Raw genomic sequence first — 18,761 nt, forward strand, 5'->3', positions numbered from 1 at the left:
GGCGCGGGCGCGTCCAGGTCAGGGCGCAGCGCCGGGCCGGTAGCGCGCGTTGTCGGTCACGTTTTCGGTGGCCCCGATGTTGGCGACCTTGGGAATGCCGATGCCGGCGGCTTTCAGCACGTTGGCGGCCTGCAATTCCACCTGGGGATTGCCCATCGCGACGCGGTAGGGCTGCAGCGGAGCCAGCCCTTCGATGGTGCCCCAGTCGTTGGCGGCGTCGGCGCGCTGCGCCACCGGATCGGGGCGGGCGGAGAATTCCTCTACCGCGCGCCGCATCCGGGATTCGGCGTACAGGTCGCGCAGTTCGTCGAGGTTGGCCGCCGGGGCGGCGATCAGCAGGGGCTCTGCGGAGGCCGCATCCTGGCCTGGGACGCGCGATGCCTGGTAATCGGTCCTGGCCGATCTGGCGGCCTGTGCCTGCGCGGTGCGCTGAGCCTGCCGGGCGGCCTGGTTCTGCGCCGCACGTTCAGTTTCCCAGTTGGGGCGGGTGTCATCCAGCATCGGCACGCGCGCCGGGTAGGGCGACGCGACGCGGGGAATGGCGGAGATCGCTGCAATGCTCATGCGGGGCTCCCTGTCGTGGTTGACCTACAGGTTGGTCCGTCCTTCGCGTTACAAGTTCACTGTAACAGAGGAAGCGGCGCGCCGCCCGCGTGAGGGATCAGCCGTCCGTGGAGACCGTGATCGCCTCCCACGCTCGCATTTCCTGGTCCAGAGCGGATAGCTTGCCCCTGACCAGCGCCAGCGCATCGCTGCCCAGCAGCAGGTGCGCGGGCGGGTGATCCGCAGCCATGGCCGCGAGCATGGCGCGCGCCGCCTTGCGAGGATCGCCCGGTTGCCGGCCGCTTTTCTCTTCGCGGGCCTGGCGGATGGGATCGAAGATGGCGTCATAGTCCGCGATGGCGCGGGGCGTGCGCGTCATGGACCGGCCGGCCCAGTCGGTTCGGAACGACCCCGGCGCCACGGCTGTCACGGCAATGCCCAGGGGCCGCACCTCTTTGCCCAAGGCTTCGGAAATGCCCTCCAGCGCGAACTTGCTGCCGCAGTAGTAGGCGATGCCCGGCATGGTGATGTGGCCGCCCATGGACGTGATGTTCAGGATGTGGCCGCGCCGGCGCCGGCGCATGTAGGGCAGGACCGCCTTCATCATCGCCACAGCGCCGAACACGTTCACGTCGAACTGGCGCCGCATCTCCGACAGCGGCGATTCTTCCATGACGCCTTCGTGCCCGTAGCCCGCGTTGTTGACCAGGACATCGATGGCGCCGACGCTGGCCTCGATGTCCGCCACCACGCCGTCGATGGCGTCGAAGTCGGTCACGTCCAGCACGCGGCCAATGGCGGCGCCGGGCGACAGGGCTTCGAATGCGATCCTGGCCGGGTCGCCGCGCACCGTGCCGACGACGCGGTGACCGGCGGCCAGGGCTTCTTCGGCGAGCGCGCGGCCGAAGCCGCTGCTGACGCCAGTGATGAGCAAAGTCTTGGGGGATGTCATGAAGCGACTCTCCATTGTCGATGGGAGAGTGCATGGTAGTCTTCACGATCATGCCAGATAAGCCGAATTCGGCTGTCTTTATTGCATAAAACTATGAGCTCCACGCCTGCTGCGCTTCCTGTTGCGGATGGCCCCGCCAGCGCTGAATCCCCCATGGCCGCGCTGCTGCGCGGCCTGGCCCCCAACGAGGGCTACAACCTGACGGCCCTGCCCAGCGTGCGCGTGCTGCGCGCCAACCGGCCGCTGGCCCGCACGCCCGTGCTGTACGACCCCGGCATCGTGATCGTGTGCCAAGGCCGCAAGCGCGGCTATTTCGGCGACCGGCTGTATCTGTACGACGAGCACCATTACCTGGCCGTGTCCGTGCCGGTTCCGTTCAGCATGGAGACCGACGCCTCGCCGCAGCGCCCGCTGCTGGCGCTGTACCTGCACCTGGATTTCGTGCTGGCGGCGGAACTGGCGGCGCAGATCGACAGCGCCGGCCTGGAAGCGCCCGTCCAGGCGCCTCAAAGCATGTTGTCGACGCCGATGGATGACGCGATGCGCGCGTCCGTGCTGCGCTTCATCGAGGCCTTGACCCGGCCGCTGGAGGCCGCGGTGCTGGGTCCGGGCCTGTTGCGCGAGCTGTACTTCCGGGTGCTGACCGGTCCGCAGGGAAGCGCGATGCGGGAAGCGCTGTCGCTGCGAGGCCAGTTTGGCCGGATCGGCAAGTCCTTGCGTCTCATCCATGCCGGATACGCGCAGCCGCTGGATGTGACGCAACTGGCGGAGGAAGCGGGCATGAGCGTTCCCAGCTTCCACAGCCATTTCAAGGCGGTGACGCAGGTCTCTCCCATGCAGTACGTGAAATCGACCCGTCTGCACCAGGCGCGCCTGCTGATGGTGCGCCAGGACCTGACCGCGGAGACCGCGAGCCAGGCCGTGGGCTACACCAGTCCGTCCCAGTTCAGCCGGGAGTTCAAGCGCCTGTTCGGCCTGACGCCGGCGGCGGAGGCCCGGCGCATGCGCGAGGGCTTCGCCATTCCGGCGTTTGCGAATGCGGCCTACGTGTCGTCGCACTGAAGCGGCGGAGGGCCGGTCCGGACGGCCGGTTCGGACGGCCGGTTCGGTCGGATGGTTCCGTCAGGGCTTGGTGGCCTGCATCGAGGGGCGCTGGCTGAAGGTTTCGTACCAGGCCGCGGTGGCCGGGTGCGAGGCGCGCCAGTCCAGGTCCGGAAAACGGAAATCCAGGTAGCCCAGCGCGCAACCGATGGTGATGGTGCCGATATCGAGCCGGCCGTCGAGCCCGGCGGCGTTCTTTTCGATGAGCGCGAGGCCGTCGCGAACCTTGCCCAGTTGGCCCTCGACCCAGCCATCCCAGCGCAGCGCTTCGGGACGCAGCGCGGTTTCGTAGCGCGCGAGCAGGGCGGCGCCCAGCATGCCGTCGGCCATGGACTGCTCCGTCAGGACCTGCCAGCGGGTCTTGCCGGTGGGAAAGAACGCGCCGCCGCCCAGATCGTTCAGGTACTCGCAGACCACCGGGCTGTCGAACAGGATCTGGCCATCGTCGGTGATGAAGGTGGGCACCTGGCCCAGCGGGTTGCTGGGGATGATGGACTGGTCGCGCGCGACGGGACCGGCGGCGCTGGGCAGCTTTTCGATGCGGTCGGCCAGGCCGAGTTCATGCGCGATGACCATGCACTTGCGGACGAAGGGCGAGGCGGGCGAGAAGAAGATTTTCATGGGGGTCTCTGTCGGGGGAGAGGCGACAGTGTTGCGCATGGGGTGGGGGCTGTCCATATGGACTTTTCCCGCGCGGTTTTGTTGTCCGGGAATTCGTTGGTTCTTTAGCCGCGTGGCGCGGAGGCGGCGCGGGGGAGGCGGGTCAACGATTGCGGTCCGGAGCGTTCGCGCCGGCGGGGCGGTGTGGGCAGCGGGTGCTTCGGGTGAGGCCCGGCGGGAAGGTCCAGCCGGCGTGGTGCGGGAGCCTGGCGCCGGGGCAGAACGCGCAGGCGGCGCCGGGCGCCGCCTGGCTTATTCGGTGATGCCGGTTTCCAGGCAGGGCTTGAACTCGCCGGTTTCGGGATCGCGCAGGAACAGGACGCCCGTGGCGACGCCGAAGTAGGTGCCGTGCAGTTCCAGTTCGCCCCTTTCGACGCGGCGGCGGATGGACGGGAAGGTCATCAGGTTGTTCAGGCTGTGCTCGACCGTCGCCAGTTCCAGGCGCTTCAGGTTGGCCTGGCGATCGCCGGTGCCGGTGTCCAGGCCCTCGGCCACGGATTCGATCTGGGACATCCACTTGCCGATGAAGTCGGCCTTGGCCAGCGGCTTGGCGTCGTCGAAGAAGAAGCGGATGCCGCCGCAGGAGGCGTGGCCCAGCACGACGATGTGCTTGACGTTCAGGCCGTTGACCGCGAATTCGATGGCGGCGCTGGTGCCGTGGTAAGACGATTCGGAGTCGGGGTCACAGGGCGGCACCAGGTTGGCCACGTTGCGCACCACGAACATTTCGCCGGGGCCGGCGTCGAAGATGACTTCGGGCGACACGCGCGAGTCGCAACAGCCGATGATCAGGATTTCCGGGCTTTGGCCGATTTCGGCCAGCTTTTGATAGCGGCTGCTTTCCGTCTGGAAGCGCCCGTCCAGGAAAGATTGGTAGCCTTCGGAGAGTCTTTTGGGAAACATGATCTTCACTTCCTAGTATCGAGGCCAGGCTTGCTGGCGCGCCGGCAGACGCAAGAAGGGGCTTCGTGTGGAAGCCCCTTTTATCGAGCCGGCAGCCTGGATTTTCCCATAACTGGCCTGATAACCCCCTGTCTAGACCCTGATTCGAAAAGGGTTTTTTTGCGCGGGCGCAGGCGGGCGGCGTTACCGGGCGGACACATCCAGCGGGGCGACGCGGGCGAATTCCAGCGGCGTCACGGCCTTGACGACCTTGATCTGGCCCGGGCGCAGGGTGCCGACGACGTCTTCGCTCACCCGGCCGACTTCGCGGTTCTGCGCGTCGTACAGGACGTAGGTGAGCAGGATGCTGTTGACGGGGCGCGCGGACTGGTTGGCCAGGAAGCCGGTGATGGTGGACAGGTTCTGGTTGACGTCGCGCACGGCCTGGACGTTGCCCAGCGTGACGCCGTAGGCCAGGCTTTGTGCGCCCGCGGCCCCGGACAGGGCGGCCAGCGCGGCGATCGCGGCAAGGACAAATACTTTCATCGGAGTCTCCTGGAACCGGCAGCGCCTGGCGCGTAAGGGGCTGGCCTGCTTCTGCCCGCAGCACGCGGGCCATGCTTATATCACTCCATTCCGCGGCGCGATACAACGGGCCAGACGGATGAATGGGTAACAGGTTGCGCCTGCCGTTGCGCGGCCGCGCGGATTGTCCGATGATGACCGGGCCGGCGCCTTGGCCGGCGGACCGTGCCGTCCGTCATGCGCGTGTCATCACGCCCACGGGCGCTCAAGGGAGGAACTCATGCTTTCCCGTACCAGCCAGTTGGCTTCGGCCATCCTGTTGTCCGCGTGTTTTGCCGGCGCCCAGGCGCAGACCCCCGCCACGCCCTCGACCACCAAGACGCCCACGGCGCAGCAGCAGCGCATGGCGGACTGCAACAAGTCGGCGGAAGGCAAGAAGGGCGACGACCGCAAGGCCTACATGAGCAGTTGCCTGAAGGGCGAGGAACCCGCCAAGCAGCTGACGCCGCAGCAGCAGAAGATGAAGGACTGCAACGCCAAGGCCGCGGAACAGAAGCTGGCCGGCGACGCGCGCAAGACGTTCATGAGCACTTGCCTGAAGGGCTGATTGGCCCCGGGGAGAAAAAACGCCAGACGGTTTGTCTGGCGTTTTTCTTTGGGGTGGGTGGCTTGTGCGGGGGTGTCTGACACCCATGATGCGCCGGGGCAGGATGAAGGCTGTCTCTTGCGGGTGTCAGACACCTGAACCATATCTGGACACCGGCAAGTCCGTGCGCTCAAGCGGTCGCGATCGGCGTGACCGGCGAACCGATCGCGTGCGGCAGCCGCAGCGGCGGCGCTGTCAGCATGAAGTGGTGGCGGCCGTTGGCGTGCAGGAACTCGGCCAGCTCCTTCAGGTACCAGAGTTCGGCCAGCGGCAGGCCCAGCTTGAAGAGGCAATGGTGGTGCAGCGGCAGCATGGCGCGCGCGCCGGATTTTTCGCGGGCGGGGTAGGCTTCGACGGCGTAGTTGTCGGCGCAGATGGCGGCGATGCCGCTGTCCGTGATCCATTGCAGCAGAGCCTGGTCGGTGCCGTCCAGCGCGGCGCCGTAGGTGTGCAGCACCTCGGGGTCCGGCGTGCCGTTCATGGCGACCACGGCTTCGGCATAGCCGGTGCGCAGCACCAGCATGTCGCCGGGTTCGACCTGGATCTGGTCCGTGGCCAGCACGTGCATCAGTTCGGCGTGGCCGATCAGCGTGCGGCCCGGGCCGTAGTGGCGGAACAGGTCCACCAGCACGCCGCGGCCCTGCATGCCTTTCTGCGCCAGGTTTTCGATGCCCAGCTTCAGCGCGGCCGACGGGCCGCCGCTGTTGCAGCCGCAGCCGGTGTGGTCGCCATCGGCCGGGCCCACGACGTCCACGCCGGCCTGGAAGCCGTTGTAGTAGCGCAGCTCGGGCTTGCCGTCGCCGTCGGCGTCGAACAGGGCGCCCACGTGCGCCAGCGCGTCCCACTGCGTCGAATACTGCATGGACAGCAGCACCTGGTCGTCGCTCAGCACGTCCAGCGCATCCGGGTTGACGTTGCGCAGCGGGAAATTCAGGTAGGGCGTGTCCTTGAGCTTGGTGGGGCTCAACTGCGGCGGATGTCGGCGCGGATTCAGGACATTGCCGCCGGGCAGGTCCAGCGGCAGGGACAGGCAGAAGGTCTTGCCGGCGCGGATTTCGCGCGCGCCCTTCAGGACCTGTTCTTCGGTGATGAGGTTCAGGCGGCCGAGTTGGTCGTCGGGCCCGAAGTCGCCCCAGTTGGAGCCTTCGGGCCGGTGCTTCCAGCGTTGCATGCGGCTTACTCCGTCAGGAAGTCGACGACCGCGCGGGTGAAGGCTTCCGGTTGCTCCCAGTTCGAGATGTGGGAGGTGTTCAGTTCTACATAGCGCGCGCCGGGAATGGCGGCGGCCAGTTCCTGGCCTTGCACGGGCGTGGCGGCCAGGTCGTGCGTGCTGGCGATGACCAGCGTGGGGGCCTTGATGGACGAGACCTGTTCGCGGAAGTCGGCGTCGCGCAGCGCGGCGCAGTTGCCGGAGTAGCCGGCGTCCGGCGTGCGGCGCAGCATGTCGATCAGCACCTGCGTCAGGCCCGGTTCGGCCGCGCGGTAGCCGTCGGTGAGCCAGCGCTCGACCAGCGTGGGGGCCATCTTTTCCAGGGTCTGCTCGGCCACGGCGGCGATGCGGGCGCTCCAGCCTTCGGCCGAGCCGATGCGTGCGGCGGTGTTGCACAGGATCAGCTTGCCGACGAGTTCGGGGCGCGCCAGCGCCAGCCACAGGCCGGTGGGGCCGCCCATGGACAGGCCGCAGAAGTGCGCGCGCTTGATGTCCAGGTGCGCCAGCAGTTCCGCGACGTCGTTGCCCAGCTGCTCGAAGCTGTACTCGCCTTCGGGGATCGAGGACTTGCCGTGCCCGCGGGTGTCGTAGCGCAGGACGCGGAAGTGCTTGGTGAGTTCGGGGATCTGGCGGGCCCACATGTCGGAGCAGGTGCCCAGCGAATTGGAGAGCACGAGCACCGGCGCGTCGGCGGGGCCATCGATGACGTAGAACAGCCGTGCCTGGCTGAGATCGGCATAAGACATGTGGGATTCCTTGGGGAAAGCAGCGGCCGCGCGATCGGCGGCCGCGGGGGCATTACAGGTGGCAGACGCCGTCGACGTAGGCCTTGCGCCAGCGCGTGATGGTCACGCGGTCGAACAGATCGGCCTGGGCGAACGGGTCTGCGTCGATGAACTGCTGCGCGGCTTCGCGCGTGTCCAGGTCGACGATGTACAGGCCGCCGCCGGCGTCCTTGCCGTCGTCCTGCAGCTTGGCGCCGCAGGCCAGCAGCAGCTGCTTGTTGGCGTCCAGGTATTCCAGGTGCGCGGCGCGATGCTGCTGGCGCACTTCCTGGTGGTTGGGTTTGTCGAAGGTTTCGATGATGTAGGGCATGCGATGCTCCTGTCAGATCGCCGAGGGGTGGCGCGCAAGCGCGGTGACTTCGATATCCATGTACGGGAACAGCGGCAGGGACGACAGCAGCGTGTGCAGCTCGTCGTTGTTTTCGACGTCGAAGATGCTGACGTTGGCGTAGCGGCCGACGACGCGCCACAGGCTCTTCCATTTGCCGTCGCGCTGCAGTTGCTGCGCCAGGGCCTTTTCGTCGGCCTTCAGTTTGTCCGCGCGGTCGGCGGGCATGTCGACGGGCAGATTGACTTGCATTTGAACCATGAACAACATGATGGACTCTCCATGATGCCGTCCCGGCCAGCCGGGACGGCGTATCGGCAAAAACTCAGCGGGAAAACTTCAGCGGCAGGCCGGTCAGGCGCAGCAGGTCGTCGGCCGTGACGTCGCCGAACATGTCGGTGACCGTCACGCCGTCGGCGCGGATGTCGAACACCGCGACGTCCGTGTACACGCGCGACACGCAGCGCACGCCGGTCAGCGGGTAGGTGCAGGTCTCGACCAGCTTGCTCTGGCCTTCGCGGGTCTGCAGTTCCATCATCACGAAGACGTCTTTCGCGCCGATGGCCAGGTCCATCGCGCCGCCGACGGCGGGGATGGCGTCGGGCGCGCCGGTGTGCCAGTTGGCCAGGTCGCCGTGCTGCGACACCTGGAAGGCGCCCAGCACGCAGATGTCCAGGTGGCCGCCGCGCATCATGGCGAACGAATCGGCGTGATGGAAGAACGAGCAGCCGGGCAGTTCGGTCACGGGCTGCTTGCCGGCGTTGATGAGGTCATAGTCCTCTTCGCCCTTGGCGGGCGCGGGGCCCATGCCCAGCATGCCGTTCTCGGTGTGCAGGATGACTTCGCGGCCGGCCGGCAGGTGGTTGGCCACGAGCGTGGGCAGGCCGATGCCCAGGTTGACGTAGGCGCCTTCGGGGATGTCCTGCGCGACGCGGGCGGCGATCTGGTCGCGGGTCAGTTTGGTGCTCATTGCTGCTCCTTGGCGGCCGGCTGGGCTGCGATCTGCACGACGCGCTTGACGAAGATGCCGGGGGTGACGACGGTTTCGGGGTCCAGCTCGCCCAGTTCGACGACTTCACGGACCTGCGCCACGGCGACGCGCGCGGCGCTGGCCATGATGGGGCCGAAGTTGCGCGCGGTCTTGCGGTAGACCAGGTTGCCCCAGCGGTCGCCGCGCTCGGCCTTGATGAGCGCGTAGTCGGCGTGCAGCGGATATTCCAGCACGTACTGGCGGCCGTTGATTTCGCGGGTTTCCTTGCCGTCGGCCAGCGGGGTGCCGTAGCCGGTGGGCGTGAAGAACGCGCCGATGCCGGCGCCGGCGGCGCGGATGCGCTCGGCCAGGTTGCCCTGGGGCACCAGTTCCAGTTCCAGCTTGCCGCTGCGGTACAGGCCGTCGAAGATCTGCGAGTCCGCCTGGCGCGGGAACGAGCAGATGATCTTGCGCACGCGGTTGGCGCCCAGCAGCGCGGCCAGGCCGGTGGTGCCGTTGCCGGCGTTGTTGTTGATGATGACCAGGTCCTTGGCGCCCTGCTCCAGCAGGGCGTCGATCAGTTCCATGGGCTGGCCGGCGGTGCCGAAGCCGCCGATCATGACGGTGGCGCCGTCGGGTACGTCCGCCAGGGCGGCCGCCGCGCTTGCAACAAGCTTAGAGATCATGATGTTCGCTCATAGGTGGCGTGTCATAATTTGTTCTTCATTAGAACTTTCGTTCTTCTGAAGAACATCGTTTCATGGGGAATGCGGGGCGTCAAGGCATGCCCGGACGCCGCAATCTCCATCGTTCGGAGTCGCCCAACAGGGGCAACGCAGGGCTCGCCAGCGGCGGGCCTTTTACTCTTGGGACCAGACGGATGGCCGAGCAAGATCCCCAGCAACCCAGCGACAGCTACGTGCAATCCTTCGCGCGCGGCCTGTCGGTGATCCGGGCGTTTGGCCCCGACCGTTCGCAGATGACGCTGTCCGAGGTCGCGGCGGTGACGGGGCTGACCCGCGCCGGCGCGCGCCGCATCCTGCTGACGCTGGAGCACCTGGGCTACGTCACGGTGGACGACCGCAAGTTCTCGCTGACGCCGCGCATCCTGGAACTGGGCTACGCCTATCTGTCGGGCACGCCGCTGTGGAACCTGGCGCTGCCCTACATGGAAGAAGTGGCCGAGCAGACGCGCGAGTCCTGTTCCGTGTCGGTGCTGGAAGGCGCGGACATCGTCTACATCCTGCGCCTGTCCACCCACAAGGTGATGACGATCAATCTGGCCGTGGGCAGCCGCCTGCCGGCATGGGTGACGTCGATGGGCCGCGTGCTGCTGGCCGGCCTGCCGGAAGCGGAACTGGACCGGGTGCTGGCGATGAGCCAGATCCAGGGCTATACCGCGGACACCGTCACCGACATCGCCGAGCTCAAGCGCGTGCTGGCCGGCGTGCGCGCCGACGGCTACGCGTGCGTGGCGCAGGAACTGGAGCCGGGGCTGCAGTCGGTGGCCGTGCCCATTGTCGACCGCAGCGGCCGCGTGATTGCCGCGATGAACGTCAGCGGCCACGCCAACCGGTTTTCGCGCGAGGCCATGCTGGCGGCGTTCCTGCCGCCGCTGCGCCACGCCGCCGACCAGATCAACCACGCGCTGCTGCGCCGCTAGGCAAGGCCAGCAGGCAGGCGCGAGGGTGGGCCGGACGGACATGGCGGCTACGCTCAGATGGGGGCGACGCCCAGCGTCGTGCCGCCGCAGACGTACAGCATCTGGCCGGTGACGAAGCCGTTGTCGGGCGACAGGAAGAACATTGCGGCGCGCGCCACGTCTTCGGGCGTGCCCAGGCGCTTGACGACGATGCTGTTGATGATGCGTTCGGTCTGCGGCGCGCCGGCCGGATTGCTCTTGGTGAAGAGGTCGGTGGCGATGGGGCCGGGGCCGATGGCGTTGACGGTGATGCCGTCGCCGCCCAGTTCCATGGCCAGGGTGCGGGTCAGGCCCACCAGGCCGGCCTTGGTGGCCGAATACACGACGCGGTCCGGCTTGCCCAGCGCGGCGCGGGACGACATGTTCACGATGCGGCCAAAGCCCGCTTCGCGCATGGCGGGCAGCGCCGCCTGCACCAGGATGAGCGCGGTGCGCAGATGCAGGTTCACCACATAGTCCAGATCCGCCAGCGTGGCCGTGTCGGCCGTGCCGGGACGGGTGGCGCCCGCGTTGTTGACCAGGCCGACGATGTTGTAGGCGCTGGTGACTTCGCGGGCGACTTCCTGGGTGCGCGCTTCATCGGTCAGATCGGCCTGATACGAAACCAGACCCGCCGGCGGATTCTCGGGCAGCTTGTAGTCGATGTTGACCACGGTGTGGCCGGCATCCAGCAGCATGCGGATGATGGCGGCGCCGATCCCGGCGCTGCCGCCGGTGACGAGATATGCGGTGGGTTTGCTCATATCGATTCCGTTCGGTTCAAAAAAACACAGCTACGACAATAATCCTCACCCCCCCCCCCCCCCGAGCGGGGACACCGCCAGATCCGGCTCCGCCGGTCTGCAGGTGTCGCCCCTGGGGGGGCGCGCGGAGCGCGCTGGGGGGGCCCTATCAATGCGTCAGGTAGCCCCAGGCGAGGACGGCGGTGATGTGGATCACGCCGACCCACAGCATCATGATGACGGTATAGCCCATCACGTCGCGCAGCTTCAGCTTGGAAAGCGCCAGCGCCGGCAGGATCCAGAAGGGCTGCACGAGGTCGTTCCAGGCGTTGCCCAGCATGACGGCCATGGTGGTCTGGTTCAGGGCGCTGCCGATTTCCTTGGCGGCGTCGATCATGAACGGACCCTGGATGACCCAGTGGCCGCCGGCGGACGGTGCGAAGAAGTTGATGACGAACGAGCTGATCAGGCCCCAGAACGGCAGCGTTTCGGGCGTGGCGACGTCGACGAAGACGGCGGAGATCGTGGTGACCAGGCCCGAGGCGGCCATGATGGCCATGATGCCGGCGTAGAACGGGTACTGCAGGATGATCCCGGAGATGGTCTTGATGCCTTCGGTCAGCTTGGCGACGTAAGCGGCCGGCGTGCCCAGCAGGATGATGCCCAGGAACAGGATGATGAAGTTGATCAGGTTCAGGTCCAGCGAGCCGCCGTCCATGAAGTGGAAGACCACGTAGGCCACGCCCAGGGCGCCGATCAGCAGGCTGAGGATGCGGCTGTTGTTGAGCTTGGAGGCGATGGTGCCCTTTTCCAGCATGTCTTCGCCGGCGTTGGACGCGTTGGCGTCGCGGTCGATGTCGGGGTTGACCTCGACGATCTTCTCGCCCTTCTTGGGGTGCAGCCAGGCGTTGAGCAGGGGCAGCGTGACGATGATGACCAGGCTGGTGATCAGCATGGGCACGGAGAAGATGGTTTCCGACAGCGGGATGGTGCCCATCTGCTTGGCGGTGGGGTGGCCGGGGGTGGCGACCAGGACGGGGATGCTGGCCGACAGGCCCAGGCCGTACATGGTGAAGCCGCTATAGGCCGCCGCGATGATGAGCGGATAGTGCACGCCCTTGACCTTCAGGGCCAGCTTCTTGGCGACGATGCCGCCGATGACGAGGCCAAAGCCCCAGTTCAGGTAGCTGCCCACGCCGCCGACCAGGGTGGCGACGATGATGGCGGTGTGCGGCTTGTGCACGTGGCTGACGATGCGGTTGAGCAGGCGGTCGGTCAGCGGCGCGGTGGCCAGCACGTAGCCCATGGCCAGGATGACGGCCATCTGGGTGGTGAAGGCCAGCAGGCTCCAGAAGCCTTTGCCCCAGGCGCGGGTGATGTCGCCGATGCCCTGGCCTTCGATGCCCATGGCCAGCAGCACGGTGAGTAAGGTCAGCGCGATCGCAAAGACGAAGGGATCGGGCAGATACTTGCGCATCAGCTCGGTAAAGAATGAAGCCAATTTATTCATGATGCCTCCAACAAACTCCGTAAGGCGGTTCTCTGATGTCCCGCGCCGCCGCGCATCGGGTGGCGATGCGCCAGGTTGGGACGATTGCTTTTCTTTGTGTGGTTGGGCTCGTGGCCCGATGGCGCGGTCGGTCTTGGCCGCCGCGCCTTGTTTTGTGGATTCTGGAGAACCTGCTCAGGAGCCGCTTGTCTTGCCGGTCAGCCAGGCGGCCAGTTCGCCGAGGGCGGCGCTTTTTTCGCGCAGCACGCGTTCGCGGCGTTCGGGGCTCCAGGTGTAGAAGCCCTGGCCGCTTTTGGCGCCGATCTGGCCGCTTTCGACTTTGCTTTTCAGCAGGTCGGACGGTTCGGTGCGGTTTTCGAGGTCTTTGTAGAGGTAGCTGGCGATGGCGTAGTGGACGTCGATGCCGTTCATGTCGCGCTGTTCGAGCGGGCCGGACAGGGCAAGTCGGATGCCGAGGCTCCACTTGACGACTTCGTCGATGTCTTCGGCGCTGGCGACGCCTTTTTCCAGCAGCGAGATGGCTTCGCGGGCCAGGGCATGCTGGATGCGGTTGGCGATGAAGCCGGGGATGTCCTGGCGCACGAGCACGGGGCGCTTGCCGGCGAAGCGCAGGGTGGCCATGACTTTGGCGACGGTGTCTTCGGAGGTGGCGTCGTTGCGGACGACCTCGACCAGCGGGATGACGTCGGCGGGGGTGAAGAAGTGGGTGCCGACGAAACGATCGCGGCGCAGGACGGCGCTGGCGATGGCGTTGATGGACAGGCCCGAGGTGTTGGTGGCGAAGACGGTGTGCGCGGGGCACAGGGAGTCGAGCTTGGCGAAGATGCCGCGCTTGAGATCCAGGTTTTCCGGGACGGCTTCGATGACCAGGTCGCTGGTGGCGGCGGCTTCGAGGCCGGGTTCCAGGCGGATGCGCTGGATGGCTTCCTGGACCTGGCCGGGGGCGTAGACGTTCAGCTGGCGGTCGATGGTCTTCAAGGCACGCTCAAGGGCGCCTTCCATCGGGTCGATCAGGACGACGTTGAGTCCCTTCGAGGCGAACAGTGCGGCGATGCCGCTGCCCATGGCGCCTGCGCCGATGATGGCGACGTTCTTGAGGGGAGTATCCATGATGGCTCGCTTGGTGCTTGCGGCTGCTGCTGGCAGGCGGGCACGCGGGGGATCAGGGTGAACTCTGTCTCTTCCAGGGCGCCTTTCTGTGCATGCTTGGCCAGAAAAATCTTTGCGTTCTATATGCGAACATTTGTGCGTATATAGAATTTCTGTTGAAGATAGTACTAAAAGTCGCGGGGGGTGGACAACTGGGGGATTGGGGGTGTTCGCGGAGTGGACGGGGTGGGGAGTGCTGACCAAGGTGTCCGGCCGGTGTTGAAAGTGCTGGCCAGGTGTCTGACACCCCAGGCGCTGTCGCCACGGTCTGCGGATTGTCTGCGTGGGTGTCTGACACCGATCGCGTTGCCGAGGTGTTGCTGGCCGAGGGCGGCGTGCCTGGGACGCCCGGCGCGTCGGCGGCCTGGGGTGCGCGGGGCTACGATTGCGGTCCGGAGCCTTCGCTCCGGACTGCCCCGACGTCAACCTCGTCCGCCTTCGGCTCCCTACGGTTTCCCTCGGGCGCATCTACACGCCCCGCGCACCCCAGGCCGCCGCCACGCCGGGCTCTGGTGATGGAATCTTGCCGGGTGCGCGGGGCGGTTGGGGTTCTTGAGGTTCTTGTCGCCGTCGGGTGTGGGTGGAGCGTCTTGCGGGGCCCGCCTCATGCCGGCCGCGCGGGCGGCTGGCATGAGGCTTACGCGGTGCCTTGCGTCGGGAGGGCGCTTCGAACGCCTGCCAGGTGTCAGACACCCTCAAGCGCCGCCGCCGCGGTTTGCGGATTGCTTCGCCGGGTGTCTGACACCCTATGCGTCGGTTGCGGAATGACAAGCCACGCAAAGCTTGTTCCCGTCCGGATCTCGAAAGTAGGCGCCGTAATAGTGCGCGTGATATTCAGGCCGAAGGCCGGGAGGGCCCTCGCAGGCGCCGCCGTTCTCCAGTGCCGTGCGATGCGCCCGGCGCACGGCTTCTCTGGATTCGGCCATGAACGCGACCATCTGGCCGTTGCCGGGTGCATGGGGCAAGCCGTTGTAGGGCCTGCAAATAACAAAATACGGGCGTTGCTGCCCATGGCTTTGCCAACCTGCCCACGGCCGGTCTCTGTCGCAGAAGCGCGATTCGACCCCAAGGATCTCGAACACGGCGCTGTAGAAGCGCAGCGCGTGTTCAAAGTCGCTGACGCTGACAAAAACGTGCGAGAACATGTGGGCGTTCCTGTGGCGGCGGCTTACCCCGAATTCCTCAGCCCCGCCGCAATCCCGTTGATCGTCAGGTGGATCGCGCGCTGCACGCGCTTGTCGACGTCGGCGGTGGGATGCTTTTGCGCGGCGCGGTGGCGGCGGATCAGGTCGATCTGCAGGTAGTTCAGCGGGTCGATGTAGGCGAAGCGCTCGCGCAGGGAGATTTGCAGGGTGGGATTGTCGGCCAGCAGTTCGCGCTGGGTCAGGAGCTTGAGCATGGCGAGCGTGCGGCCGTGTTCGGCGCTGATGGCGCCGAAGATGCGTTCGCGCAGGGCGCGCTGCGGGACGAGCTGGGCGTAGCGGGCGGCGATGGCCAGGTCGGATTTGGCCAGCACCATTTCCATGTTGGAGAGCAAGGTGCGGAAGGCGGGCCAGTCGCGGGCCATTTCGCGCAGCTGGACCAGGCGGCCGCGGCGCGAGCGGGGGGCGTCGGGGGCGCCGGTTTCCAGGTAGGCCTCGATGGCGGAGCCCATGCCGTACCAGCCGGTGAGCATGAGGCGGCATTGGGCCCAGGAGAAGCCCCAGGGGATGGCGCGCAGGTCTTCGATGCGCTGGCCTTTTTTGCGGGACGCGGGGCGCGAGCCGATGTTCAGGCCGGCGATTTCGCTGATGGGGGTGGCGGCGAAGAAGTATTCGGCGAAATGGGGCGTGTCGTAGACCAGGCCGCGGTAGGTGCGCTGCGCGGTTTCGGACATGAAGGACATGGCGGGGCCGTGGTGGGCCATGTGCGCGTCTTCGGCGCTGGTGGCTTCGGCGCGCGGGGCGAGGCTGGATTCGAGGGTGGCGGCGACCAGCAGTTCGAGGTGCCAGCGGCCGACTTCGGCGTCCTTGTATTTGCTCTGGATGACTTCGCCCTGTTCGGTCAGGCGGATCTGCCCGGCGACGGTGCCGGGCGGCTGGGCGAGGATGGCGTCGAAGCTGGAACCGCCGCCGCGGCCGACGGAGCCGCCGCGGCCATGGAAGAGGCGCAGGCGGACGTTGCGGGCGGAGAAGACGTCGACGAGCGCGCGTTCGGCCTGGTAGAGCGACCAGTTGGAGGTGAGGAAGCCGCCGTCCTTGTTGCTGTCGGAGTAGCCCAGCATGACTTCCTGCGCGCCGTTCTGTGCCCGTTTCACGCGCTGGCGGATTTCGGGCAGGTCGAGCCAGGCGGCCATGATGTCGGCGCCGCGTTGCAGGTCGGGAATGGTTTCGAAGAGGGGCACGACCATGAGGCCGTCTTCGGGCGGGATGTCCTGGCCGGCGGGGGCGATGAGGCCGGCCTCTTTCTGCAGCACCATGACTTCGAGCAGGTCGCTCAGGGTTTCGGTGTGGGACACGATGGTCTGGCGCACGGCCTGCTTGCCGTAGCGGGCGCGGCCGGCGGCGGCGGCGCGCAGGACGGCGAGTTCGCGGGTGGTGTCTTCGCTGTAGGCGATCCAGGGCGAGGCGAGCGGACGCGCCTGCGCCATTTCGGCGCGCAGCAGTTCGACGCGTTCTTCTTCGTTGAGCGCCAGGTAGTCCAGGGGCTTGCCGTTGCGCGTGGCGCCGGCGCGGGAGAACAGTTCGGCCAGGGCGCTTTCGTGGACGTCGGAGCTTTGGCGCAGGTCGACGGTGGCCAAGTGGAAGCCGAAGACTTCGACGGCCTGCTGCAGCCCGGCCAGGCGCAGTTTGGCGACGGGCGCGCCGTGGTGGGCGGCGAGCGACGCGGCGATGACGGCGAGGTCGGCGGACAGTTCTTCGGGCGCGTCGTAGGCAGGGGCGGCGACGGTGCTGCGGCGGGCGAGGTCCTGGCCGGTGAGGCGCAGCGCGGTGGCGGCCAGGCGGGCATAGACGCCGACGAGGGCGCGGCGGTACGGTTCGTCGCGGCGGTGCGGGGAGTCGTCGCCGCTGCTGTCGGCCAGCGCCAGCAGTTGCGGGTCGGCGGCGATGAGCAGGGTGGTGATGGACAGTTCGGCGCCCAGCGCGTGGACTTCCTGCAGGTAGTGCTCGAACAGGACGGTGGCCTGGCGCAGCAGGGCGCGTTCGAGGGTGGCGGCGTCGACGTTGGGATTGCCGTCGCGGTCGCCGCCGATCCAGCTGCCCATGCGCAGGAAGGGTTCGAGCGGCGGGGGCGGGGCGGCGAAGGGCTTGGCGGATTCTCGGTTCAGCAGCTTGGACAAGTCGCCGTACAGTCGCGGGATGACCTGCAGGAAGGTGCTGCGGTAGTACGAGAGCGCGTTTTCGATTTCGTCGGCCACCGTGAGGCGGGTGTAGCGCAGCATGCGGGTCTGCCACAGCGTGGCGACGCGGCCGAGCAGGGCGGTGTCGAGTTCGGCCAGTTCTTCGGGGGTGAGCTGGGCTTCGCGCTGGGCAAGTGCGGTGGAGATTTCGCGGTGGACGTCCAGGGTGCTCTTGCGCTGCACTTCGGTGGGGTGGGCGGTGAGCACGGGCATGACGCAGGCCTCGGCCAGCAGCCGGCGGATGCGGGCCACGCCGACGCCTTGTCCGCCCAGGATCTGGATGGCTTCGCGCAGGCTGCCGCGGGCAGGCGTGCTGTCGGCCAGGGCGCGGGCGCGCTGGCGGCGGTTCTGGTCGCGGTCTTCGGCGATGTTGGCCAGGTGCAGGAAGTAGCTGAAGGCGCGTGCGACGGAGTTGGGGTCGCTGCCCTGCAGGCGCTTGACGCGCTGTTCCAGCAGTTTGCTGTCGGCGTCGTCGCCCTCGCGGCGGAATTTGACGGCGGTGCGGCGCAGGGTCTCGATGGTGTCGAAGACGCGCTTGCCTTCGCATTCTTCGATGACCTCTCCTAACAGTCGGCCCAGGAGCCGGATATCGTGACGCAAGGGTTCTGCGGAATCGGACTGCGTGCGCTTGGCATTCATCGTGCGGGGATCCGTCTGATGGTTGTAGGAAAGGGGGAAGTCGAAGCGGGCGTTGCGGGTGAACCTAGAAAATGACCCGGTCGATTTTACGCAGCGTTCCTTACGGGCAAGCCCGTTTGCTCGGTTAAAGTTCCAGTTGTCCCTTCGTCATTCCAGAAGCCCCCTTTATGCAAAATCATCAACGTCGCGCGCTCGTGCTGTTTTCGGGCGGCCAGGATTCCACCACTTGCCTGGCCTGGGCGCTGGACCGCTATGCCCATGTGGAAACGGTGGCGTTCGATTACGGTCAGCGCCATCACATTGAACTGTCGGCGCGGCTGAATGTGCTGCGCGAGATCCGCGCCAATTTCCCGGACTGGGCGCCGCGCCTGGGCGAGGACCATCTGCTGGACCTGAAGGTGCTGGGGCAGGTGGGCGATACCGCCATGACCAGCGACCGGGCGATCGAGATGCAGGCCAATGGGCTGCCGAATACGTTTGTGCCGGGGCGCAATCTGCTGTTCCTGACGCTGGCGGCGGCGCTGGGGTACCGGCGCCAGCTGGATGTGCTGGTGGGCGGGATGTGCGAGACGGATTTTTCCGGCTATCCGGATTGCCGCGACGACACGATCAAGGCGCAGCAGGTGGCGCTGGGGTTGGGGCTGGGGTCGCGGGTGACGATCGAGACGCCGCTGATGTGGATCGACAAATCCGAGACGTGGGCGCTGGCTTATGAGCTTGGCGGGGATGCGCTGGTGGAGACGATCGTCGAAGAGAGCCATACCTGCTATCTGGGCGAGCGGGGGGCTCGGCATGATTGGGGGTATGGGTGCGGGGAGTGTCCGGCTTGCAAGCTCAGGAAGATCGGGTGGGAGAAGTGGGTGGTGGCTTCTGCTGCCGAGGGGTGATGGTTTATTGGGGGTTTGGTTTTTGAGCTTTTGGGTTTTGGGAATTTGAGTTCTTGAGCTTTTGAGCACTGGCGGGATTCGGGCTGCGTTGCGGGTTCTTTAGACGCGCGGCGCGGCGGCGGCCTGGGGTGCGCGGGGCTACGATTGCGGTCCGGAGCGTTCGCTCCGGAC

Annotated in this window: 20 protein-coding genes; 4 read left to right on the forward strand and 16 right to left on the reverse strand. The window is 66.9% G+C overall.

Annotation, left to right across the window (positions count from 1 at the left end):
* Window positions 1–18: 18 nt before the first annotated feature.
* Together ABE485_RS15570 and ABE485_RS15575 are read right to left on the reverse strand one after the other, a co-directional pair.
* Window positions 19–564: a hypothetical protein gene (locus ABE485_RS15570; RefSeq protein ID WP_346516167.1), complete on the reverse strand. Its 546-nt coding sequence runs from the start codon at window positions 562–564 to the stop codon at window positions 19–21.
* A gap of 97 nt (window positions 565–661) precedes the next feature.
* On the reverse strand, window positions 662–1,495 hold the full coding sequence (locus ABE485_RS15575) for an oxidoreductase (protein ID WP_346516168.1): 834 nt from the start codon (window positions 1,493–1,495) through the stop codon (window positions 662–664).
* Window positions 1,496–1,648: 153 nt separating this feature from the next.
* Here ABE485_RS15575 and ABE485_RS15580 point away from each other — a divergent pair, with 153 nt between their 5' ends.
* On the forward strand, window positions 1,649–2,557 hold the full coding sequence (locus ABE485_RS15580) for an AraC family transcriptional regulator (RefSeq protein ID WP_346516169.1): 909 nt from the start codon (window positions 1,649–1,651) through the stop codon (window positions 2,555–2,557).
* Window positions 2,558–2,617: 60 nt separating this feature from the next.
* On the opposite strand, the gene ABE485_RS15585 is transcribed toward ABE485_RS15580, so the two are convergent.
* From ABE485_RS15585 to ABE485_RS15595, 3 genes are all read right to left on the reverse strand, one after another.
* Entirely contained in the window at window positions 2,618–3,217 is a 600-nt protein-coding gene (locus ABE485_RS15585) for a glutathione S-transferase (RefSeq protein WP_346516170.1), read from the reverse strand.
* 291 nt (window positions 3,218–3,508) lie between these two features.
* The gene (locus ABE485_RS15590; protein ID WP_346516171.1) at window positions 3,509–4,159 is read right to left on the reverse strand and encodes a carbonic anhydrase; all 651 of its coding nucleotides are present in this window, start codon (window positions 4,157–4,159) and stop codon (window positions 3,509–3,511) included.
* A gap of 183 nt (window positions 4,160–4,342) precedes the next feature.
* A complete protein-coding gene (locus tag ABE485_RS15595) occupies window positions 4,343–4,684 on the reverse strand; it encodes an FxLYD domain-containing protein (RefSeq protein ID WP_346516172.1) in 342 nt (113 codons plus the stop codon).
* A gap of 259 nt (window positions 4,685–4,943) precedes the next feature.
* Here ABE485_RS15595 and ABE485_RS15600 point away from each other — a divergent pair, with 259 nt between their 5' ends.
* Window positions 4,944–5,270, forward strand: coding sequence for a PsiF family protein (locus ABE485_RS15600; protein WP_346516173.1), 327 nt, complete (start codon window positions 4,944–4,946; stop codon window positions 5,268–5,270).
* A 169-nt stretch (window positions 5,271–5,439) separates the two neighbouring features.
* Here the strand turns inward: ABE485_RS15600 and ABE485_RS15605 are convergent, their stop codons facing one another.
* From ABE485_RS15605 to ABE485_RS15630, 6 genes are read right to left on the reverse strand one after another with little or no spacing between them, the layout of a single operon-like run.
* Window positions 5,440–6,480 (reverse strand): cyclase family protein, encoded by a 1,041-nt coding sequence (locus ABE485_RS15605; protein WP_346516174.1) that lies wholly within the window; start codon window positions 6,478–6,480, stop codon window positions 5,440–5,442.
* Window positions 6,481–6,485: 5 nt separating this feature from the next.
* Window positions 6,486–7,265, reverse strand: coding sequence for a 3-oxoadipate enol-lactonase (gene pcaD / locus ABE485_RS15610; protein WP_346516175.1), 780 nt, complete (start codon window positions 7,263–7,265; stop codon window positions 6,486–6,488).
* 52 nt (window positions 7,266–7,317) lie between these two features.
* Complete coding sequence (locus tag ABE485_RS15615) at window positions 7,318–7,614, reverse strand: YciI family protein (protein WP_346516176.1); 297 nt, start codon at window positions 7,612–7,614, stop codon at window positions 7,318–7,320.
* 12 nt (window positions 7,615–7,626) lie between these two features.
* The gene (gene catC / locus ABE485_RS15620) at window positions 7,627–7,902 is read right to left on the reverse strand and encodes a muconolactone Delta-isomerase (protein WP_008167141.1); all 276 of its coding nucleotides are present in this window, start codon (window positions 7,900–7,902) and stop codon (window positions 7,627–7,629) included.
* Between the two features lie 55 nt (window positions 7,903–7,957).
* On the reverse strand, window positions 7,958–8,602 hold the full coding sequence (locus ABE485_RS15625) for a 3-oxoacid CoA-transferase subunit B (RefSeq protein ID WP_346516177.1): 645 nt from the start codon (window positions 8,600–8,602) through the stop codon (window positions 7,958–7,960).
* Window positions 8,599–9,288 carry a 3-oxoacid CoA-transferase subunit A gene (locus tag ABE485_RS15630; RefSeq protein ID WP_346516178.1) on the reverse strand — a complete coding sequence of 230 codons (690 nt, stop codon included), beginning with the start codon at window positions 9,286–9,288 and terminating at the stop codon, window positions 8,599–8,601. The genes ABE485_RS15625 and ABE485_RS15630 overlap by 4 nt, the downstream gene beginning before the upstream one ends.
* 194 nt (window positions 9,289–9,482) lie before the next feature.
* On the opposite strand from ABE485_RS15630, the gene ABE485_RS15635 reads away from it, so the two are divergent.
* Window positions 9,483–10,265 (forward strand): IclR family transcriptional regulator, encoded by a 783-nt coding sequence (locus ABE485_RS15635; RefSeq protein ID WP_346516179.1) that lies wholly within the window; start codon window positions 9,483–9,485, stop codon window positions 10,263–10,265.
* A gap of 53 nt (window positions 10,266–10,318) precedes the next feature.
* Here the strand turns inward: ABE485_RS15635 and ABE485_RS15640 are convergent, their stop codons facing one another.
* The 5 genes from ABE485_RS15640 to ppc all read right to left on the reverse strand — a co-directional run bounded on the left by ABE485_RS15640 (window position 10,319) and on the right by ppc (window position 17,703).
* Window positions 10,319–11,047 (reverse strand): SDR family NAD(P)-dependent oxidoreductase, encoded by a 729-nt coding sequence (locus ABE485_RS15640; protein WP_346516180.1) that lies wholly within the window; start codon window positions 11,045–11,047, stop codon window positions 10,319–10,321.
* A gap of 148 nt (window positions 11,048–11,195) precedes the next feature.
* Window positions 11,196–12,536: a short-chain fatty acid transporter gene (locus tag ABE485_RS15645; RefSeq protein WP_346516181.1), complete on the reverse strand. Its 1,341-nt coding sequence runs from the start codon at window positions 12,534–12,536 to the stop codon at window positions 11,196–11,198.
* 174 nt (window positions 12,537–12,710) lie between these two features.
* Complete coding sequence (locus ABE485_RS15650) at window positions 12,711–13,646, reverse strand: 3-hydroxyacyl-CoA dehydrogenase family protein (RefSeq protein ID WP_346516182.1); 936 nt, start codon at window positions 13,644–13,646, stop codon at window positions 12,711–12,713.
* Between the two features lie 785 nt (window positions 13,647–14,431).
* Window positions 14,432–14,830 (reverse strand): VOC family protein, encoded by a 399-nt coding sequence (locus tag ABE485_RS15655; RefSeq protein WP_346516183.1) that lies wholly within the window; start codon window positions 14,828–14,830, stop codon window positions 14,432–14,434.
* A 23-nt stretch (window positions 14,831–14,853) separates the two neighbouring features.
* Complete coding sequence (gene ppc / locus ABE485_RS15660) at window positions 14,854–17,703, reverse strand: phosphoenolpyruvate carboxylase (RefSeq protein ID WP_346516184.1); 2,850 nt, start codon at window positions 17,701–17,703, stop codon at window positions 14,854–14,856.
* A 167-nt stretch (window positions 17,704–17,870) separates the two neighbouring features.
* Between ppc and queC the strand changes: the two genes are divergently transcribed.
* Window positions 17,871–18,590: a 7-cyano-7-deazaguanine synthase QueC gene (gene queC / locus ABE485_RS15665; RefSeq protein WP_346516185.1), complete on the forward strand. Its 720-nt coding sequence runs from the start codon at window positions 17,871–17,873 to the stop codon at window positions 18,588–18,590.
* The last annotated feature ends 171 nt before the right edge of the window (window positions 18,591–18,761 follow it).

Source organism: Achromobacter spanius (assembly GCF_039673305.1).
Classification (GTDB): Bacteria; Pseudomonadota; Gammaproteobacteria; order Burkholderiales; family Burkholderiaceae_B; genus Achromobacter; species Achromobacter spanius_F.

Bases quoted from the DNA above. Each gene is read 5' to 3' on its own strand.
- ABE485_RS15650 (WP_346516182.1), bottom strand. From the start codon at position 13,646: ATGGATACTCCCCTCAAGAACGTCGCCATCATCGGCGCAGGCGCCATG.
- catC (WP_008167141.1), bottom strand. From the start codon at position 7,902: ATGTTGTTCATGGTTCAAATGCAAGTCAATCTGCCCGTCGACATGCCC.
- ABE485_RS15655 (WP_346516183.1), bottom strand. From the start codon at position 14,830: ATGTTCTCGCACGTTTTTGTCAGCGTCAGCGACTTTGAACACGCGCTG.
- ABE485_RS15615 (WP_346516176.1), bottom strand. From the start codon at position 7,614: ATGCCCTACATCATCGAAACCTTCGACAAACCCAACCACCAGGAAGTG.
- ABE485_RS15625 (WP_346516177.1), bottom strand. From the start codon at position 8,602: ATGAGCACCAAACTGACCCGCGACCAGATCGCCGCCCGCGTCGCGCAG.
- ABE485_RS15640 (WP_346516180.1), bottom strand. From the start codon at position 11,047: ATGAGCAAACCCACCGCATATCTCGTCACCGGCGGCAGCGCCGGGATC.
- ppc (WP_346516184.1), bottom strand. From the start codon at position 17,703: ATGAATGCCAAGCGCACGCAGTCCGATTCCGCAGAACCCTTGCGTCAC.
- ABE485_RS15575 (WP_346516168.1), bottom strand. From the start codon at position 1,495: ATGACATCCCCCAAGACTTTGCTCATCACTGGCGTCAGCAGCGGCTTC.
- ABE485_RS15630 (WP_346516178.1), bottom strand. From the start codon at position 9,288: ATGATCTCTAAGCTTGTTGCAAGCGCGGCGGCCGCCCTGGCGGACGTA.
- ABE485_RS15590 (WP_346516171.1), bottom strand. From the start codon at position 4,159: ATGTTTCCCAAAAGACTCTCCGAAGGCTACCAATCTTTCCTGGACGGG.
- ABE485_RS15580 (WP_346516169.1), top strand. From the start codon at position 1,649: ATGGCCGCGCTGCTGCGCGGCCTGGCCCCCAACGAGGGCTACAACCTG.
- ABE485_RS15645 (WP_346516181.1), bottom strand. From the start codon at position 12,536: ATGAATAAATTGGCTTCATTCTTTACCGAGCTGATGCGCAAGTATCTG.
- ABE485_RS15605 (WP_346516174.1), bottom strand. From the start codon at position 6,480: ATGCAACGCTGGAAGCACCGGCCCGAAGGCTCCAACTGGGGCGACTTC.
- ABE485_RS15595 (WP_346516172.1), bottom strand. From the start codon at position 4,684: ATGAAAGTATTTGTCCTTGCCGCGATCGCCGCGCTGGCCGCCCTGTCC.
- ABE485_RS15585 (WP_346516170.1), bottom strand. From the start codon at position 3,217: ATGAAAATCTTCTTCTCGCCCGCCTCGCCCTTCGTCCGCAAGTGCATG.
- ABE485_RS15635 (WP_346516179.1), top strand. From the start codon at position 9,483: ATGGCCGAGCAAGATCCCCAGCAACCCAGCGACAGCTACGTGCAATCC.
- ABE485_RS15600 (WP_346516173.1), top strand. From the start codon at position 4,944: ATGCTTTCCCGTACCAGCCAGTTGGCTTCGGCCATCCTGTTGTCCGCG.
- ABE485_RS15570 (WP_346516167.1), bottom strand. From the start codon at position 564: ATGAGCATTGCAGCGATCTCCGCCATTCCCCGCGTCGCGTCGCCCTAC.
- queC (WP_346516185.1), top strand. From the start codon at position 17,871: ATGCAAAATCATCAACGTCGCGCGCTCGTGCTGTTTTCGGGCGGCCAG.
- pcaD (WP_346516175.1), bottom strand. From the start codon at position 7,265: ATGTCTTATGCCGATCTCAGCCAGGCACGGCTGTTCTACGTCATCGAT.